A 16,965-nucleotide genomic window follows, 5' to 3' on the forward strand; every position below is an offset into this window, starting at 1 on the left:
TGCGAGGGCGCGGTCCGGCGGGGTGGCCTGTGGAGGGTCAGGCGGCGGCGCTGTGGCGTCTGCGGTCGACGGCCTCGAACTCGACTCGGGTGGTCATCTGCGCGAGCCTGCTGGCGACTCGGTCCCCGAGGTAGGAACGCAGGTCCTTGATCGCCAGGTTGGTCGTGATCAGCGTGGGGAGTTCGTAGTTGTACCGCCGGTTGATCAGCCGGTACGTGATCTCCTCGACCCACTCGCTCGCCTTGGCCGCGCCGAGGTCGTCGATGATCAGCAGCGGGCACCGGCTGACGGCCGCCAGCTCCCGCTCACTGTCCACCCCGGGCCGGGGGCGGAGGTCGGCGTAGAGGTCGGCGGCGGTGGTCGCCCGCCAGCTCGCGCCGACCCCGCTCTGCACCAGCGCTCGGACCGCGCCGTACGCCTGGTGCGTCTTGCCCGCGCCGACGACCCCGGCCATCAGCAAGCTAGGGCCGGTGGTGACCTGTCGTCGGGCTCCTCGGCTGGGGGCGATGGCCGCGTCGGTGACCTTCCGGACCCACTCCAGGACCGTGGGGTGGTCGGCGACAGCCGCTTGATAGCGCGGGGGCATCCCGGCGAGCAGAGCGTCCAGCGGTGAGAAGGGCTCGGCGTCGTCCGGCAGCGCGGCGTCCGCCGGGTCGATGTTGCGGGCGGCCAGGATCCGGGCCATGCGCTCCAGCGTGGCTTCGTTGCCGAGGAGCTGGGGTTCGCGGTGATGGGTGTGCATCACAGCTCCTCGGCGTAGGCGGCGGAAGCGTTGGCCGGGTTGGTCCACGCCTGGTGAGCGGGCACGTTAGGCCGAATTCCCGGCCGCGCCAAGCCGCCGGGGCGAGCGTTCATCGCTTCGTTGACCATGCTGGTCAGCACGCTCGGGTGCTTGGGGTTGGCCGTGAAGTTCGCCAGCCCGGCTCGGATGTACGTCGGTGCGATGCCCTCGTCCAGGAGCTTCTTGATGATCCGGCCGAGGTGCCCGATCACGTCGCTCGGGGGACGCTGGTCGCACCCGGCGACGTACTCCCCGACGAGGTCCTTGGCGGAGATGCCGGCTGCGGGCGCTGTGCGCCCCGTAGGGACAAGAGATCCAGGATCCAAGATCCTAGATCCAGGCGCCGAGCCTTCGGGGAGGCTTCGGGGAAGGTTCGGGGAGCCGCCGGAGACGCCCCTCTGAGCTGCACTTTTGACTCCGGCCCGCCCGGGTGCGCTGCTGGCTCCATCGGCGGCGTCCTGCCGGTCGGCGCTTGGCACGTCTGCCTGTTCCGACACCGTCGAGGAGGGTGCGGCAGGCAGATCGAGGGCTCGGGGTGCCCTCGCCGAGGTCTCAGCAAGTCCTCGGGAAGTGGTGGGCGAGCCCTTCCCCCTCCGGGAGCAGGAGCCCTTGCAGGGGGCGCACCGGTCGGCAGCCTGGTGCTGCGGGCACGAGGGCAGGCGCGACTGGCTCGGCTTGTCGATCTTCTGGTGCTCGGACCAGGTCACGATGTGGAGGTAGAGGCGGCCGTCGCATCCGGTGTATCGGCAGATCAGTCCGGCGTTCGCGAGCTGATGGAGGTCGTCTTCGACGTGGACCGAGGTGTGCTCGGCGCGCAGGGGCCAGAGAAGCCCCGCGATGATCGCGGCGTTGTCCCGGTGACGGCCATGGTCGTCGGCCTGGGTGAGCAGGCCGAAGAAGGTCCGCTCGGCCGCCACGGTCACTTCGGCGAGCGACTCGGAGGTGAACGCCTCCGGCTTCACAGTTCGGATCCGGGCCATCTCAGCGGCCCCGCTCAGCGGCGACCAGGTCGCTGCGGGTCAGGGTGGCGTCGGCGAGGCAGAAGGTGTGCGGGCGCATCCAGTCCACCTCCGGCCAGACCCGCAGGATCCAGCGTGACGCGACCCTGGCGATCGGGCGGCCCAGCTCCAGGGTCCTTCCGGCCTCGTCCTTGACCACGGCGTGCAGATGAGGCCAAGTCTGTGTCGGGTCTGTGAGGCTGACCCGGATCGCGGCCGCCCCCGGGATCATGTCGGCGAGCTGCGCGGCGAGGCGGCGCGGACGGCCGTCGTCCGCGCAGGCCGGGCTTCCGCTCGGCGTGGCGAGCATGCGATACTCCGTTGTTCGAAGGAGCGCGGTGCGGCGGTCTCGTGCAAGAAGCCCTGCCGCCCGCGTGATGTGTAATTGGCGCCCCTCGGGGTGCCAGCCCGGCGCTTGGGAGTTGGTAGCTCCTCGGCGCCGGTTTCAGTTTTGGGGTCAGATCACGGGTCGTATGTCGGCATCCGTCCCGCCTCCTTTTCGCTGGTCATCGGCCCCTTTCCGGGGCACTGCCCGGCGTGGGACGACGAACATACGTAGACCCCGCGGACAAGTCCATCCCGCAGTCCGGAAGATCATTTGCGGTCGTCTTACTCCGTGTCGGCCGCTCTCAGGAGGGCGATGCCGACGTGGATCCATGCCGCCCGGCAAGCGCCGCAAGCGCTTGTCGCGTGAGCGATTACGGCATACGAATATGCACAGAGGACCCCCAGGGCTCGGCACCGTAGAATCGGGCCTGACCAACAGGTGCAATACGGAAACGTACGTCAGTTTCGAAAATGCATCAACCCTGGCTTACAGTTGCCCCGACACCGAGCCCATCGCCACCTCGCACCAGGAGTCCCAGTGCCCCCTCGCCAGTTCGACGGCAGCCGCGTGCGTGCTGTCCGCCGACGCAGGGACATGCACCAGAGACAGTTGGGCGAACTGGTGGGCGTCAGTGGTGCCACCGTCGCACGATGGGAATCCGGGAAGGATTTCCCCAAGGGCGAGAAGCTGCCGGCGATCGCCACGGCGCTCAACGAGCCACTCGACAAACTGTTCCCTCACGACGGGCCGCCGGACCTACAGCTCCTACGCTGCGACGCCGGTCTCAGCGTGGCGGAGGCCACCGAAATCATCGGCGCAAGCCGGGGGCCGGTGGGCAATGCCGAGTCCGGGCGGCGCAGGCTCAACGCCAGCTATGTGAAGCCGCTGGCGGCGGCGTACGGGGTTACTGAGGAGGAGCTGCTCGCGGCGCAAGATCGCTCGTTCGGCATCCGCACCACCGCCCCACATGGCGATCGAGAGGCCGCGCCTCGCACGGTCGGAGAAAAGATCAACTTTCTCCTGCAGTACGGTTCCACCGGCGAGGAGGCGCTTTCCGACGCGGAGATCGCGCGACTCGTCAACGAGCATGCGCCGACCGCAGCCGTCACCGCCGAGGGCATCGGCGAGCTGCGCGACGGAACCGAGACCGCGGCATCGGATGAAATGCGCGCCGGCCTGGCGCACGCCTTCCAGGTCCCGGCCTGGCTGTTCGGCGATGACGCCGAACTAAGCCCCATGGTCCAGGAGTTCCTGGAGGCTGTTCGCTTCATCGGCTCGATTCACCAGGGACACATCCTCGGTTTGGCCGCACGCGGCAGCGAGATCCTCTCCCGCAGATCGATGGCCGACATCAACAGGCTCGTAGGAGAGCTGCGGCACGCTCTGTCCGAGGTTCAGGACAAGGAGTAGCCCCGCTGGCTAGTAGCGGTCGGGTGGAGATCAGTTGCGGTACCGCCGCCTTGCGGGCGCGACCGAGGGAGGACCCCTGACCGCCTATCGCCCCTCGGCTCTGACCGGGCCAGCCCACATCTCGGACCGGATGCACGAAGGGACTACGGCTCGGCCTCCAGGGAGGCTGAGCCGTAGTCCCTTCATACGGACGGAATCGACGCCGATCTACGAAGCGGTCAGGTCGACGTCGAACAGCTCGGACAGGGCTGTGACCGTCTGCTTCGGGTCCTGGTTGTGCACTCCCGCGAGACCGAGCTGCTCCGCTGCCTGGACGTACGCCTCGGTGTCATCGACGAAGACGCACTCTTCGGCAGGCAGGCCCATCAGCTTCAGCGTGGCCTCGAAGAGCTGGGCGTCGGGCTTGCGCATCATGTGGTGCTCGCTGATGACGACGACGTCGTACAGCTTCTCTAGCTCGTAGCCGGCATACAGGTCCCACGGCTCCAGGCCCACGGAATTCGACAGGATGCCGACCTTGATCCCGGCCCGGCGGGCTGCGGCGGCAGCGTCGATCAGCAGCGGCTCAGGGCGGAGGTCGCCGAAGATCCTCCCCATCAGCCCGTCCGCAGGCACATTCAGCATCCTGCCGGCGAACTCGTTCCACTCGCGCTGGGACACCACTCCGCGTTCCAGATCGCTGGTGATCCGGACGCCCTCCGGGTCCTTATACAGGGCAGTGAGGCAGGCCCCCTGAGGAAGCCCTTCACGCTGCTCGAACGCCAACACAGCGGGCAGCAGGGGGGTGGTGAGAACGCCTCCGAAATCAAGAATGAGGCCGGTACGGCGGTTGGACATGCGGGGAACTCCATTGCTGAGATTTCGGACGCCTATCCAGATCGGACAGCGTCACGGACCCGGCGAACATGGCGGTCGCAGAAACTGCGCATCGCAGGCCAGGAAGTGCACTTACAGGGCGGGGCAAAACCTCTTTGTCCGCCTTGCCCACGGTACCAGTCGCCACCACACGCTCGATGGTGCCGAATCTCACGCCAGCCCTACAAGATCGCATCTCTAAGTGACAGGGTGTATACGTGAAAACGCAGATGCAGCAAGCTCACCGCGCACCGCGCTTCAGTACTACTGCAGAGATTCCGATTCCAAATTCTCAGAGTCATGAAGAACTTCTCGCGCTTGGTCACCGGTGATCCGCGTGTAGACCGTACTGACTCGCGCGTACCACGCAGCTTCACTTTCGGTGTCCACGAACGGCTTGTCTCTCATCAGGGTGGCCGAAGACGGCCTGACGGATTCCGCGTTAGCGGCAAGCAGACCAGCCTTTATCCAGTAAGCCTCCGCAGCAGGCTCGGGATCGGAGTGTGGGGTCGCCTTGTCCTCCGCAGCAAACATCAAGTCGCTCGGCACGTAGTAGCGCAGTTTCTCGCAGGCGTCGGAGATATCCTGCGTCCATCGATCCAAGCGAACATCAATGGGGACGCGAAACTGCAAAAGTTCCGTGATCCGTCGGCCGGGAGGGTACAGGCTTGTTCCGGGAAAAGCCTCGACTAGATCGAACCAGAGCGGATAGATCAGGTTCAGGGTTCGGAACGTCTTCCATCGCGCAGCAGCCGCGCGGGTCGTCGGGATGCTCGCCCCAACTGCGACGATAACGAAAAGGAGATTCATCCAGATCGCAGTGACATCGACCAGGAATCGCACCGTCGATTGACTGAGAGGGAATATTACGGCACTCCACAAGATGGCAATTCTAGCTATCGTGTGAACGAGCCCCATCCACATCGCGAAACCCATCAAACCGAGCCCGATGCGCATGCTTGTGCTCTCAGCACGGCGTGCCGCCCTCGTCCACTGATAGCCGCATACGGCGGTGGTGACTAGCGGAAAGAAATAGAACACGGTCATGTAGACCGCCACGCCCCATTCTCCCGCATGATCAACGAGGAAGTCCTCGCTCGGCCGATCGCGTTGGACAACGGTAAAGAAGAGGATCGCGAGCAGCACCACGCCGACGGCTCCCGCCTTGTACGACGCTCGGGCGATCCACCGTGAGAACTCCACGTGCCTGGGCACGACCGCCTCAGCGGTCTTGCCGTAGCTGGTGGCGACATAGGTCAGAGCCGCCATGATCGCCGCAGTGCTGGCAAAGTGCCGGAGCAAAGCGCTGAGATCGACCACCGGAATACGATCGACCGCGTCCATTGCTGCTGGGGTGTACAGACACAGGGCCACTGCAAACCCGGCGTAGCCGCCCCAGAGCGCCCTACGATGCGCATCGCCATACCTGACTGCCGGGAAACGCCAGATGGAGATCAGCATCATGACTGCCGCAGTGAAGTATTTGAAGAAGTCGAACACGGAATCAGTCGATCTATAGGTGCCACACCTGTCGCCGCTCACGGGCCCTGCAGAGTGCAGACTTGGTCAGTGCGAGATTACGGATCGTGTGGAGCTACCGCCGACGCCGCGGCGGGGCGACCGGATGCGCCAATGAATATTCCAACAGGCTGATCACATCGTCTCCGGTAGCAGACTGGCGACGTGCCAGGCGCTTGATCAATGACGCTGAAAGCTCAGCCTGCTTCTCCTCGTGGCTGTCGAAATCGACGCGCGCTTGGATGAGGGCTGATGGGTAGCGCCGAAGCACTTCTTGCCGGATGCGCTCAGGGACGTAGCGCTCGATTTCAACGGCTGTTAGAGAGGTGCCGTGATCCATCCACTCATGCGCGATCTCATGGAGGATGATGTGTTCTGTTTGATTTCTGCTTGAGCGGCGACGATAGAGAATGATGGTTACCTGGGGAGTTTTAACCCGAAGGCCGCACGCTGTCCCGAGGCCCCCGTCTGGGTCGTCCAATGGGACCAGTTGGATCTGACGACCCAGCGCGCTTTCCATATTGCTCACCAGCGTCTCGACGCTGAAGGGGGTTGGTATAGGGAGATCGGCGAGCTTCCTCTCGCATTCCCTCACAAGGGCGCGACGTGAAGGATCCCTACGCCAACGCATAGTCGCTCCATTCTCACTGCAGACCCCATACCTCAACGCGCGTACGCGAGGCGCTGGCAGGCTGGAGCCCGTATTCGATGCGCACGGTGCTAGACCGGCACGCACTGTCCGCGCCTAAGCGTACAAGGGGGATTAAGTGATCATGAGAGAAGAACGTGTTGCAAAGGTCACCCGGGTGTGGAGGATCACTGAAGCAAAGAAAGATCAAAAACGGTCGGCGATCTTTCCTATTGATCTTGAGATGCCTTTGGGGCGCGCTCTCGGGATGCACTCCGTTTCTCGCCGAGCGCCGTTTCTCAGAAGACCCGAGGACCTTCGCTAACCCGTCGCCCAAATAGCCTAGTTGACGGCCGAGAAATGCAACGAGTCGTCCAACAGGAAGGGTTGTGTTCGTGCGGATGTCTCAGTGCTGGTCGAGGAGGCGCTCGGCTCGCGCTAGATCCTCGGGGGTGTCTACTGCCACTCCGTCGTCCAAGACGGGCACCATCCGCACGGCGTGGCCGTGTTCGACGAAGCGCAGCATCTCCACTCCCTCGGCACGCTCCAGGGGCCCCTGCTGGAGCCGCCGGAAGTGCTGGAGAGCCTCGCCGGTGAAGCCGTAGAGGCCCAGTTGGCGCAGGTACTTCGGCCGGTCGCCCCTGGGGTACGGGATGGGCTGGCGCGAGAACATGAGGGCCTCGCTGCGGGCCGTGACGACGACCTTGACGACGTTGTGGTCCAGGACGGCGCCGACGTCGACCAGCTCGGTGTAGGCGTTCACGGCGAAGGTGCCGGGCGGAGTGAATTCCAGGGCCTCGGAGACGTCGTTGATGGCGGTCGGCGAGATGAACGGCTCGTCGCCCTGGACGTTGATGTATCCGTCGGCCGGTAGGCGGTCGGCGACCTCTGCGACGCGGTCGGTGCCGGTGAGGTGCTCCCCGGTGCGGATGCAGTCGATGCCGAGTTTGCGGCACGCCGCTTCGATGCGCTCGTCGTCCGTGGCGACGATGGCCCCGTCAAGGCGTTTGGCTTCCAGGCAGCGCTGGTGGACGTGCCAGAGCAGCGGCTTGTCGCCGAGGAGGGCCAGTGGTTTGCCGGGGAAGCGGGAGGCACCCCAGCGGCACGGTATGACGGCGATGTGCCGGCGCCGTTGGGCGGCGGTCTGGCGGGCTGTGGTGGCGGCCACGGCGTCCTCCTGGTGGTCGGGTTCGGGCAGGCTTCAGGTGAGCTGGGCGAGCTTGGCGCAGACGGTGGGTGAGGAAGTGGTCGCGAACGGCCGCCACTGGTAGCCGTCGACCTCCTCCTCCTGCAGCGTCACCACCTGATCGGTCACGAGTTGGAAGGCCCAGCGGAAGTCCACGTGATGGTGGGCCGGCTCGTTCTTCGACGGGTTCGCGTCGATCGCGTGCACGTCGATGTCGAGGGGGATGTCCTCGTGGCCGACGAGGGGGACCACGGCGCTCGGCGGGATGCCGGCCTCCTCGTGCAGTTCGCGCAGGGCGGCGTCGCGCAGGCGCTGGTCGGACGGTTCGTTGTGCCCGCCGGGCGCCAGAAGTTTCCCGGACGCCTTGTGCAGGATGTGAAGCACGTGCCGTTCACCGTTGATGACGATGGCGCTGCAGGTCACGTGTGCGGGGAAGGTCTTGCGGCTGGTGGGATCGTCCGTGCCCGCGAGTACGTCGAAGAGCATCGTCAGGGAGGCGCGCTCGTCCGGGTGGCGGGCGAGGTACGCCTCGGTGACGGTGCGGACGTGTCCGGTGGAGGGTGGCAACGAGGTCACCTTTCGAAGTGGCGGAGCCAGGTCCTGGCGATGGTGTCGCGGTCGGCCGCCGGCATCTCGTGCAGTCCGGGCTGGAGCCGCGCGTGGCTGAGTGCGGCGGTGGCGGCGAGTATCTCGGCCTGGACGAGGTGGATGTAGGTGCCGACGGCGGCGCCGTGCACGAAGTTGACGGCACCGCCGTCGGCGAGAACGTAAAAGTAGTGGCCGGTGACCTCGTACCGGGTCAACTGGGGTCCGACGGGCTGACGTTCGTAGAGGTCGTCGAGGCTGCCGAGTTCGAGTTCGTCCTCGGAGGAAGTCACCGATCCGAGGTACGCGCCGTTGCGCAGGGCGGCGAAATCCTCGTGCCGGAGGGCGAGATTGCCGGTGGCACACAGGACGAGATCCGCGTCGTGAACGGCCTCGGTGGTGGAGGCGCTGGTGTGGAAGCCGAGGGCGTGCGCCTGTACCCGCTTGACCGCGTCGTTGTCGTACACGGTGACGCGCAGGTCCTGGGCACGCAGGGTCTGCGCAATCGAGCGACCGATCTTGCCGAAGCCGATGACGCAGGCGCTGCGGCTCGTGAGGATGTCCCCGCGGGCGCGGACGAGGGCGTCGGTAGAGAACACGATGGACCGGCCGACGAGGTGGTCCTCGCAGTCCTTGAGCGGTGAGCGGGCCACGGACAAGACCGGGCACGGGAGCGAGCCGAGGGCCGCGTACCGCTGGTGTCCGTTCTCAGTGTCTTCGACGACACCGAGGATGCGGCCGGAGAACTTGTCCACGAGGGTGTCGAGGCTGGCTGCGAAATAGCCGCCGATGTCGACCAGGACGACGTCCTGGCCGCCAGCCGTGTCCTCCAGGTAGTGCAGGGCCTGAGTCTCGTCGGTGAACCGCTCGCGGCTCAGGTCGTGGACCGGCAGGGTGCGGCGGACGGTGTCGAGGGTCGGCTGGTGGATCGACCGGGGCTTGGGGAGAACAGCGCCGATCGTGGACAGCGCGGTCATCGCGCGCAAGAACGCCGGTCGTTCCTGGAGCAGGTGCGTGATGACCAACGTCGTGATCGGCTGGCCAGCAGGGAACTGCGCGGTGATCCTTCGGAAGAAGGCGTCCAGCCGCGCTCGCTCGGGGGTCTCCATGAGCACTCCTCTCGTGATCCGACTGGTGCGCCTAGGCGGCATGGCTGTAGTCCGGCACCGGGGAGGCCAGCGCCTGCATGTGAGCGCGCAATCCGCTGTGGAGGTCGACGCGCGGCTGCCAGCCGAGGACCTCTCCCGCACGGCCGGGGTCGGCACGCGTGAGGAGGACGTCCCCGTTGCGCACGTGGTCCTGGTGGAGCTGGATCTCGCGGCCGGTGAGGCTGTTGGCGATGTTGATCACGTCCAGCAGGGACGCGTTCGAGCCACCGCCGACGTTGATGGTGCCGTGCGCGTTCGGGACGGTGCCGGCGGCGATCGTGGCGGCGACCACGTCGTCGATGTAGGTGAAGTCGCGGCGCTGGTGGCCGTCTCCGTAAAGGCGCAGGGGTTGTCCGGTCAGGGCGGCGTACAGGGCGCGGTGGGTGAACATGTCGGCACGCTGCCGGGGGCCGTAGACGGTGAAGTACCGCAGGGCGACCACGCTGGGGCCGACGGGGCGCTCGGCGTAGGCGAGACAGAGCTGCTCCTCGGCCAGCTTGGTCACGGCGTACGGGGAGGCGGGGTTGGGGCGGTCGGTCTCGCGACTCGCGTCGCCGTCGGTCGGGCCGTAGACGCTGGAGGAGGAGGCTACGACTAGCCGGGATACGCCGATCCGGGTGGAGGCTTCGAGGACGCGGTGGGTGGCCAGCACGTTGGACGCGAGGTAGTCGCCGAACTGCGTTCCCCACGAGGGCCGTACGCCGGGGATGCCGGCGAGGTGGAAGACGGTGTCGGCGTCGATCAGGAGCGGGTCGATCGCGCAGTGGAGGAGGTCGGCCGTGACGTGGTGGTATCCCGGGCGCCCCCGCAGCGCGGCGAGGTTGGCGGCGGCCGTCGGGTCGGTAGACGGGTCTCGGCGGTCCACGCCAATCACGGTGGTGCCGGCCTGGACGAGGGCGTGGGCGAGGTGGGAGCCGATGAATCCGGCGGAGCCGGTCACCACGGCCCGTCGGGGCGAAGCGTTGGTCGGGGGCTGCTCGTGCTGTGGCACGGAGATCTCCAGAGTGGTGTCGTCTAGGGGGCTGGTCAGGTGAGCCGCGACAGGACGGTTCTGCCGTGCGCGCTGAGCGCGGCGTCGTTCTCCTGGTGGCCTTTGACCAGGGCTGTGGCCGCCTCGATGGCGCCGAAGGACTCCAGGAGGCGTCGTTCGAGGTCGTTGGGCGAGCGTCCGTAGCCGTCGAAGAAGGCGGTGCGGAGGTGGGGGGCTGCCTGCCAGCGTCGGAATTCGAGCCGGGCGAAGTCGCGGACCCTGGCGTCGCGTCGCATGTGCTCGAAGTCGTAGATGCCGAAGGTGTCGCCGAGCAGCCAGTTGCGCGGCTGGTAGTCGAGGTGGCAGATCGCGCTGTCCATGTGGCTGGTGCCCAGGATGACCGCGTGGTGCTTCAGCAGGTTCTCCTCGGCCGCGTCGAGCAGGTCGGCTCGGACGGCCCGGTCGATCCACCCCTGGAACCGCTCGGCGAGTGAGGCGCCAACGGCACCGCCCTGGGGCATGGCCGTGGTCCGGTGCAGCTTGCCCAGCACGTGCCCGGCCTCGTGGTGGGCCAGCTCCTCCTCGGGCGAGCCCGGAGCGAAGGTGTCCGCGCGGTCGCCTGCGAGTGCGGTGAGCAGCAGGGTGTGGGTGGCATCATCCCGGCCGACCAACACCGGCGCATGGCCGGTCAGATGGGTGACCCACGCCCCGTAGGCGTGGAGTTCTCCGGCGTACCGGTCTCGCTCCGCGTGCTGCTTCGCGATGAACTGACGCCCGTCGCCGGCCACCAGGCGTACGACGCGGGGCGGGAGCGCGGGGTCCACTGCGACGTCGACTGTGCCGAGGACGAGGTGCGCCAGTTGTATCCGGGGGTCGCGCGAGGTCGCGATCACGGGGTCGGCTCCGGCGTGAGGAGGCTGAGGTGCTCGGTGTCGTTGTGCCGGTCGAGCATCCAGCGGGTCTGGCCCAGGCGGTTGCGGTGGTGCTGCCAGCGGGTGATGGAGGCGTGGTTGTGGGTGAATCCGGCGGGCGAGCCGATCGGGATGCCCAGCAGCAGGGTGTGTGCGGTGATCACCGTCTCCCCGTGGGCGGCGAAGACGACGCGCTTGCCGTGGTTCTCCTTGATGAGCTGGCCCAGGTTCCTGCTGGCGCGCTTCAGGAACCCGTTCCAGGTGTCGGAGCCGTTGGCCCAGGGCGTGTCGGGGTGGGCGTGCGGCCCGCCGTCGGCGGCCGTCTTCACCGCGTCCCAGGGCTGGCCGTCGGCGTCGCCGTGGACCGGGCCGTCGAGTCGCTCGTCGTGGAGCACGGGGATCTGGAGCGTCTGGGCGATGATCTCGCCGGTCTGGACGAGGCGGATCCGCGGGCCGGTGTAGATGACGTCGAAGGGCTTCTTCAGGTGCTCGGTGGCCAGGCGGCGTGCGGCCTGTTCGGCTTGGGCGTACCCGAGGTTGGTCAGGCCGGTGCAGGTGCGCGGGCCCCCGACGAGGCCGTCGGCGTTGCACTGGGCCTGGCCGTGCCGGACGAAGACGAGTTCGGTGGTGATCATGAGGCTCCTCGGTGCGTGAAGCGGAGGGGCAGGCTGTAGTGGTAGCCGTTGCGGCCGACGTACGGTGCGGTGAGCACGGCGTGCAGGCCCAGGAAGCTGTCGAGCTGGCCTCGGTCCGTCGTGCCCAGCCGGGCGTCGTAGCGTCGGGCTGCCGCGTTGTACGCGAGCAGGGCGGTAGTGACGGCTTGGTCCGTGAGCGGCCCGTAGGTCAGGTGGAGCGTCGCGATGAGCTTGGCGAGGTCGTAGCCCAGCGGGGCGAGGGACAGGTCGTCGGTGTCGACGGCGACGATGTCTTGTGCGGTGATGATGAAGTTCCGCGGGTTGCTGTCCTTGTAGAAGGCGCACGGGCCCTCGGCGGTCGCCTGTAGCAGGCCGAGCATCGCGTGCAGGGCCGTCTTGTTGGGCAGGTAGCCCTGCTCGTGGCGTCGCCGTAGAGCGATCTTCCGGGGCCCGAGGTAGTCGTCGAACTGCGTGCCGTCCTCGAAGTGGTGCGGGGTGTCCACCGACGCGGAGTGCAGGTCGCTGGCCCAAGCGGCACCGTGGGCGTGGCCGAGCAGTTCCGCCACGCGGGGGAGGTCCTCGGGACGTACGGGGCGGCCCTCGATCCGTTCGAACATCAGGAACCGCGGTCCGGCAGTGTGGAGCGCCGGCTGCCGCAGCGGCTTGGCGTGCGCGGTGAGCCACCGGTAGTGGCGCACCGCCCCCGCCGCGCGCTCCGGTTCCGCGTAGTGCTTGGTGAACGAGGTGTGGCTCATGCCAGCTCTCCTCCTTCCTTCGGCCGGGCGACGACGAAGGTGATCCGGGACCGGGTGGTCAGCGGCTGGTCAGGAAGGAACTCGTGCAGGGTCGCCGCCAGGGCACCGGGGTTGCCGTACAGGCCGGGCGCCAGGTCGTACTTGGGATTGGTGGCCAGGTACTGCGCCGTGTGGTCGTGGCCGTCGAAGGTGAAGACGTGCTCCTCGTCCAGGACGGCGATCACGTCGAGCGAGGAGGCGGCCACGTCGGCAAGGTTGCCGCTGTGGGCTGCGGTGTAGAGGCTCTCGTGCTGGGCGGCGCGCGGATCGAGGCCGGCGGCGGCGACCATCTGATCCATTTCCCGGTAGCTGTCGAGGCCCTTGGTGACAAGAACGGCCACACCACCGGGGGCAAGGACCCTGGCGATCTGTCCGATGACGTCCTGGGGGCGCGGCGAGTGATAGAGGCAGAACGCCGCGATGACGATGTCGCTCGACCCGGCGGGCAGAGGGAGGTCGTGGAAGTCGCCTTCGACGAAGTCCACCGTGCTGTCGGGCAGGTCCTTGGTGCGCTCGCGGGCCTGGGCGAGCAGGGAGGGGGCGGCATCCAGACCCACGAGGCGTTCGGGCCGGAGCTGCTCAGCGATGACGCGGCTGCTCGTGCCACGACCGCAGCCGATGTCGAGCACCACGCCGAGCCGGTCGGGCCGGGCGTGATGGGTCTGCACCAGGCTGACGATCGTTTCGGGCACCGGGTGGCCAGCGGTCTTGGCGCGCATCAGGGCGCTGGTCCGCCCGGCCAGCCGAGAGGCGTGTCCGTACAGCTCTGGCTGTCGGGCGGGGTCCAGGAACGGGTTGGGCTCGCTCATGCCGCACCCCCTGACCGGGGGCGCGGACCGGTCAGGACTGCTCGGCGGCGACCTTCCGCAGCCAGCGGCGCGTCTGACGCCGGTTGGCCAACAGCACTACGTCGGTGCCGGAGCCGAACTCCTCGATCTTCGCCATCACGCGGGGCCGCATCTTGCGCCGGTACGTGGCGACGTACTTGATCACGCCCCAGTGGATGCGGTTGTGCACCCCGTTGCCCTTGTGTCCGGCCCCGTGCCGGATCTGCCGGGAGAAGATCCCGTACAGCGCCGCCACGGTCGACACGTCCATCAGGACCACCGTGTCGCAGGCTTCGAGCCGTACCTGCAGCGTCGAGTTGTAGTTGCCGTCGATCACCCACCGCGGCTGCGATACCAGCTCGCGCTGGACGTCGGTGAACTTGTCCATGGGCAACGCGTTCCACTCGTCGTCGTAGAACGCGGCGTCCAGGTGCGTCACCGGGGCGTCGAGGATCCTGCCCAGTTCGCGGGCCACGTGGGATTTGCCGCTGCCTCCGCAGCCGACGATGGCGACCTTCTTCATGGTGCTCCAGCGTAGAGAGGTTCGGGTGTCCGGCGGGCCCATCCTCCGGGACGCGCCCGGAGGATCCGCGCGCCGTGGTCGATGGAGTGGTCTGCATCAGGCAGCCCCCCGCCTGGGCGCGATGGCCTGAAGGAGGCCGTGCAGGACGGACTCCAGGGTGTTGACCTGCTTGCACAGGCCGAACAGGCGCAAGCGGTCCACGCACGCGGCGATCAGGGCGGCGTGCTGCTCGGTGCCAGCGATCTCGCGTAGGTAGGAGAGGCGTTCGAGCACGTCGCTGCCGGAGCGCACGACCAGCTCCTTCGGGACGAACCGGTCGGCGAAGCGGATGTTCGCCGGGGCCAGCGGCAGGCAGCCGGCGAGCACGGCCTCGAAGATGCGCTGGGTCATCTGCCCGACGGCGGCGTACCGTTCGGGCAGCATGAGCACCGTGGCCAGGGACCGGCCGTAGACGCCGGCAGCGTCCTCGAACGGGATCCGGCCCGCGAAGCGGACGTGCGGCCAGCGGCCGGTCTTGGTCCACTTCCCGGCGACCAGGTGCTCGACGCGGGCGGCTGCCGGGGCGAAGAAGCGGTCGAAGGGCTCGTCGCGGTCGTACTGGTTGCCCACGTAGCCGAGCGCGAGATCCCGGGGCCGCGCCGCCAGGGTGAGGGGATCGGCCTGGGCGAGGAGGTCCTCGGCGACGGGGAAGAGCAGCGAGTGCGCGCCGCGCGTCGGGGCGAGCGCGGCCTCGCAGACGCGGGTGTGGTCCGTACGGCGCCACACGCTCTCGGCGCGCAGGGTGCGGTCCTTATCCCAGATGACGGTGGGCGTCCGGTGCCGGGCCGTGTAGTGGTTGATTAGCTGGGCCTGCCGGTGGAGGTCGCAGGTGTGCCCCTCGCTGCCACACACAGTGGTGTTGCGGCCGGGGATCGCCCAACGCCACTCCAGGAACAGGGCGTCGATGCCGGGCAAGCCGTCGGCGAAGGTGTACACGCCGCCGAGGTCGTCACCGGCTTCGAGGCGGTCGCGGTCAGCCTGGAGGAAGACGATCTCGTGACCGCGGGCAAGGAGGGCGTCGATGAAGGGGCGGCGGTGGCTGCGGCCTCCGTCGGGAGTGTCGGTGACACCGTTGCCGAGGAAGCCCCAGAAGCTGTATCCGATCTTCATTTGGTGATCCACCGCCCTTCGAGGAGCAGGGCGTCGAGGCCGGAGTTGGCCAGGCAGTCGAGGGCCATCTCGGGTGTCCCGCAGATCGGCTTGCCCTTGACGTTGAGGGAGGTGTTGATCAGCACGGGGATGCCGGTTCGGCGGCCGAAGGCGGTCAGCACCGCGTGCATGAACGGGTTCTGCGACCGGGTGACGGTCTGCAGGCGGGAGGTGCCGTTGGCGTGCACGATCGCCGGCACCCGCTCGTGCGTCAGGTCCGTCACCCCGGAGGCCATGGACATGTACGGGGCCGGCTGGCCGAGGGTGAAGAACTCGGCGGCGCGCTCGGCCGGGACCATGGGGGCGAAGGGCCGGAACGGCTCGCGGAACTTCACGGTGGCGTTGAGCCGCTCGACGACGCCGGGCTCCAGCGGGGAGGCGAGGATCGAGCGGTTGCCCAGGGCACGCGGCCCGGCCTCAACGCCTCCCTGGAACAGTCCGGCGATCATGCCGTGGGCGAGCTGGTCGGCGAGGAACTCGGCGGTCTCGATGCCGAGGGTCTTCTGGCGCAGGCCGGGCCAAGGGGTCAGGTCGAGGGGCTGGTCCTCGTAGGAGGGGCCGAGGTAGCAGCGGCGGGCGATGCCGGCGACCGGGCGAGGGCTGCGCCCATCGACATGCACGGCGAGGGCGGCCCCGATGGCGGTTCCGGCGTCTCCGGGCGCCGGCGGGACGAACACCTCGTCGAAGATGTCAGCCTCGATGATCTTCCCGATGCTCACGCAGTTCGTGGCGACGCCGCCGCCCACGCACAGGCGCCGGGAGCCGGTGAGCACACGGGCGCGGCGGGCAAGGTGAACCATCACCTGCTCGGTCCGCTCCTGAAGGGCAGCCGCCAGGTCTCGGTGGACGTCCGTGAGCGGCTCGCTCGGGTGCCGCTCGGGGCAGGTCTCGGCGACGAACCGCCGGGATGTTCTCGGGTATCCCGAGGTGAGGGTGCGCGTCGGGAAGTAGTCGGGGTGGATGCGAAAGCCCGTGGCCGTCGTGCGGACGGCCGTGGTGAACAGGTGCCGGAAGCGGGCTGGGTCGCCGAGGGCGGCCAGCGCCATGACGGTGCCTTCCTCGTCGCCCCGCCGCCAGCCCAGGTGCTCGGTGACGGCGCCGTACACGTAGCCGAGGGAGGCCGGGTCGTTGATCGCTTCCAGGGTGTGGACGCGGGGGTGCTGAACGCCGTGGCCGTGGGCGATCGTGGTGGTCTGCCGCTCGCCGAGGCTGTCGACGATGAGCACGGCCGCTTCCTCCCAGCCGGAGGCGGCGTAGGCCGTGAGCTGGTGGGCGCGGTGGTGCAGGACCGATGTGACGCGGGCCGAGGGGAACTGGCTGCCGAGGACGCGCAGCCGCCGCCGGGTGCGCAGGGCGACCTTGGCGAACCCGTGGGCGCGAGCCAGGCTGCGGTCGCGCGTGGCCGACGAGAGCGCCATACGCAGGGCGACGGGCGACTCGGCGAGGTAGCGGGCGGGTTGGAAGTTGTAAGCGACGGCGTCCACGTCGCCGGCGCTCAGCTTGGCCTGGTCGAGGAGCCAGCCCACGGCGCGAGCCGGGTAGAGCTTGGTGTGCTTCTGCTCGGAGAGGCGTTCCTCCTCGACGAAGCCGACGAGTTCACCGTCGACGAGAAGGGCGGCCGAGGAGTCGTGGGTGTACGAGCACAGGCCGAGGACGACGGAGGGGGTGCGCTTCATGGCG

General features: G+C 68.0%; 18 protein-coding genes. 1 reads left to right on the top strand and 17 read right to left on the bottom strand.

Features of this window, described 5'->3' with window-relative positions:
* Nucleotides 1-37: 37 nt before the first annotated feature.
* Genes ABD366_RS29720 through ABD366_RS29730 form a run of 3 tightly spaced genes read right to left on the bottom strand, consistent with a single transcriptional unit; the run spans nucleotide 38 to nucleotide 2,089 of the window.
* Nucleotides 38-742: an ATP-binding protein gene (locus ABD366_RS29720; protein ID WP_311309665.1), complete on the bottom strand. Its 705-nt coding sequence runs from the start codon at nucleotides 740-742 to the stop codon at nucleotides 38-40.
* Nucleotides 742-1,761, bottom strand: a complete 1,020-nt coding sequence (locus ABD366_RS29725; protein ID WP_311309666.1) for a hypothetical protein — start codon at nucleotides 1,759-1,761, stop codon at nucleotides 742-744. The genes ABD366_RS29720 and ABD366_RS29725 overlap by 1 nt, the downstream gene beginning before the upstream one ends.
* A gap of 1 nt (nucleotide 1,762) precedes the next feature.
* Entirely contained in the window at nucleotides 1,763-2,089 is a 327-nt protein-coding gene (locus ABD366_RS29730; RefSeq protein WP_311309667.1) for a transcriptional regulator, read from the bottom strand.
* A 585-nt stretch (nucleotides 2,090-2,674) separates the two neighbouring features.
* Between ABD366_RS29730 and ABD366_RS29735 the strand changes: the two genes are divergently transcribed.
* Complete coding sequence (locus ABD366_RS29735) at nucleotides 2,675-3,517, top strand: helix-turn-helix transcriptional regulator (RefSeq protein ID WP_324773796.1); 843 nt, start codon at nucleotides 2,675-2,677, stop codon at nucleotides 3,515-3,517.
* A gap of 207 nt (nucleotides 3,518-3,724) precedes the next feature.
* Here ABD366_RS29735 and ABD366_RS29740 read toward each other — a convergent pair whose 3' ends face one another.
* From ABD366_RS29740 to ABD366_RS29805, 14 genes are all read right to left on the bottom strand, one after another.
* On the bottom strand, nucleotides 3,725-4,354 hold the full coding sequence (locus ABD366_RS29740) for an HAD-IA family hydrolase (protein ID WP_311309668.1): 630 nt from the start codon (nucleotides 4,352-4,354) through the stop codon (nucleotides 3,725-3,727).
* A gap of 282 nt (nucleotides 4,355-4,636) precedes the next feature.
* Nucleotides 4,637-5,872 (bottom strand): MAB_1171c family putative transporter, encoded by a 1,236-nt coding sequence (locus ABD366_RS29745; RefSeq protein ID WP_324773739.1) that lies wholly within the window; start codon nucleotides 5,870-5,872, stop codon nucleotides 4,637-4,639.
* Nucleotides 5,873-5,966: 94 nt separating this feature from the next.
* Nucleotides 5,967-6,410, bottom strand: coding sequence for a hypothetical protein (locus tag ABD366_RS29750; protein WP_311309670.1), 444 nt, complete (start codon nucleotides 6,408-6,410; stop codon nucleotides 5,967-5,969).
* A 514-nt stretch (nucleotides 6,411-6,924) separates the two neighbouring features.
* On the bottom strand, nucleotides 6,925-7,686 hold the full coding sequence (locus ABD366_RS29755) for a 3-deoxy-manno-octulosonate cytidylyltransferase (RefSeq protein WP_311309671.1): 762 nt from the start codon (nucleotides 7,684-7,686) through the stop codon (nucleotides 6,925-6,927).
* A 33-nt stretch (nucleotides 7,687-7,719) separates the two neighbouring features.
* The gene (locus ABD366_RS29760) at nucleotides 7,720-8,280 is read right to left on the bottom strand and encodes an NUDIX hydrolase (protein WP_311309672.1); all 561 of its coding nucleotides are present in this window, start codon (nucleotides 8,278-8,280) and stop codon (nucleotides 7,720-7,722) included.
* On the bottom strand, nucleotides 8,277-9,398 hold the full coding sequence (locus ABD366_RS29765; protein WP_311309673.1) for an adenosylhomocysteinase: 1,122 nt from the start codon (nucleotides 9,396-9,398) through the stop codon (nucleotides 8,277-8,279). The genes ABD366_RS29760 and ABD366_RS29765 overlap by 4 nt, the downstream gene beginning before the upstream one ends.
* Before the next feature lie 31 nt (nucleotides 9,399-9,429).
* Nucleotides 9,430-10,428, bottom strand: a complete 999-nt coding sequence (locus tag ABD366_RS29770; RefSeq protein WP_324773742.1) for an NAD-dependent epimerase/dehydratase family protein — start codon at nucleotides 10,426-10,428, stop codon at nucleotides 9,430-9,432.
* Nucleotides 10,429-10,463: 35 nt separating this feature from the next.
* Complete coding sequence (locus tag ABD366_RS29775) at nucleotides 10,464-11,300, bottom strand: aminoglycoside phosphotransferase/kinase family protein (RefSeq protein WP_311309675.1); 837 nt, start codon at nucleotides 11,298-11,300, stop codon at nucleotides 10,464-10,466.
* Entirely contained in the window at nucleotides 11,297-11,953 is a 657-nt protein-coding gene (locus ABD366_RS29780; RefSeq protein WP_324773745.1) for a histidine phosphatase family protein, read from the bottom strand. Before ABD366_RS29780 ends, ABD366_RS29775 begins: the two co-directional genes overlap by 4 nt.
* On the bottom strand, nucleotides 11,950-12,708 hold the full coding sequence (locus ABD366_RS29785; RefSeq protein WP_324773747.1) for a phosphotransferase: 759 nt from the start codon (nucleotides 12,706-12,708) through the stop codon (nucleotides 11,950-11,952). The genes ABD366_RS29780 and ABD366_RS29785 overlap by 4 nt, the downstream gene beginning before the upstream one ends.
* Nucleotides 12,705-13,556 carry a class I SAM-dependent methyltransferase gene (locus tag ABD366_RS29790; RefSeq protein WP_324773749.1) on the bottom strand — a complete coding sequence of 284 codons (852 nt, stop codon included), beginning with the start codon at nucleotides 13,554-13,556 and terminating at the stop codon, nucleotides 12,705-12,707. The genes ABD366_RS29785 and ABD366_RS29790 overlap by 4 nt, the downstream gene beginning before the upstream one ends.
* A gap of 31 nt (nucleotides 13,557-13,587) precedes the next feature.
* A complete protein-coding gene (locus ABD366_RS29795) occupies nucleotides 13,588-14,097 on the bottom strand; it encodes a P-loop NTPase family protein (protein WP_164368110.1) in 510 nt (169 codons plus the stop codon).
* A gap of 96 nt (nucleotides 14,098-14,193) precedes the next feature.
* A complete protein-coding gene (locus ABD366_RS29800) occupies nucleotides 14,194-15,246 on the bottom strand; it encodes a glycosyltransferase family protein (RefSeq protein WP_324773752.1) in 1,053 nt (350 codons plus the stop codon).
* Complete coding sequence (locus tag ABD366_RS29805; protein WP_324773754.1) at nucleotides 15,243-16,961, bottom strand: carbamoyltransferase family protein; 1,719 nt, start codon at nucleotides 16,959-16,961, stop codon at nucleotides 15,243-15,245. Before ABD366_RS29805 ends, ABD366_RS29800 begins: the two co-directional genes overlap by 4 nt.
* Nucleotides 16,962-16,965 lie beyond the last annotated feature (4 nt).

Origin of the sequence: Streptomyces kunmingensis (assembly GCF_039533535.1) — a bacterium.
GTDB lineage: Bacteria > Actinomycetota > Actinomycetes > Streptomycetales > Streptomycetaceae > Streptomyces > Streptomyces kunmingensis.

What these genes read in the sequence shown, in the direction of transcription:
- ABD366_RS29725 (WP_311309666.1), bottom strand. Translation starts at nt 1,761, where the DNA reads ATGGCCCGGATCCGAACTGTGAAGCCGGAGGCGTTCACCTCCGAGTCG.
- ABD366_RS29805 (WP_324773754.1), bottom strand. Translation starts at nt 16,961, where the DNA reads ATGAAGCGCACCCCCTCCGTCGTCCTCGGCCTGTGCTCGTACACCCAC.
- ABD366_RS29730 (WP_311309667.1), bottom strand. Translation starts at nt 2,089, where the DNA reads ATGCTCGCCACGCCGAGCGGAAGCCCGGCCTGCGCGGACGACGGCCGT.
- ABD366_RS29720 (WP_311309665.1), bottom strand. Translation starts at nt 742, where the DNA reads ATGCACACCCATCACCGCGAACCCCAGCTCCTCGGCAACGAAGCCACG.
- ABD366_RS29795 (WP_164368110.1), bottom strand. Translation starts at nt 14,097, where the DNA reads ATGAAGAAGGTCGCCATCGTCGGCTGCGGAGGCAGCGGCAAATCCCAC.
- ABD366_RS29740 (WP_311309668.1), bottom strand. Translation starts at nt 4,354, where the DNA reads ATGTCCAACCGCCGTACCGGCCTCATTCTTGATTTCGGAGGCGTTCTC.
- ABD366_RS29790 (WP_324773749.1), bottom strand. Translation starts at nt 13,556, where the DNA reads ATGAGCGAGCCCAACCCGTTCCTGGACCCCGCCCGACAGCCAGAGCTG.
- ABD366_RS29765 (WP_311309673.1), bottom strand. Translation starts at nt 9,398, where the DNA reads ATGGAGACCCCCGAGCGAGCGCGGCTGGACGCCTTCTTCCGAAGGATC.
- ABD366_RS29800 (WP_324773752.1), bottom strand. Translation starts at nt 15,246, where the DNA reads ATGAAGATCGGATACAGCTTCTGGGGCTTCCTCGGCAACGGTGTCACC.
- ABD366_RS29785 (WP_324773747.1), bottom strand. Translation starts at nt 12,708, where the DNA reads ATGAGCCACACCTCGTTCACCAAGCACTACGCGGAACCGGAGCGCGCG.
- ABD366_RS29780 (WP_324773745.1), bottom strand. Translation starts at nt 11,953, where the DNA reads ATGATCACCACCGAACTCGTCTTCGTCCGGCACGGCCAGGCCCAGTGC.
- ABD366_RS29750 (WP_311309670.1), bottom strand. Translation starts at nt 6,410, where the DNA reads ATGGAAAGCGCGCTGGGTCGTCAGATCCAACTGGTCCCATTGGACGAC.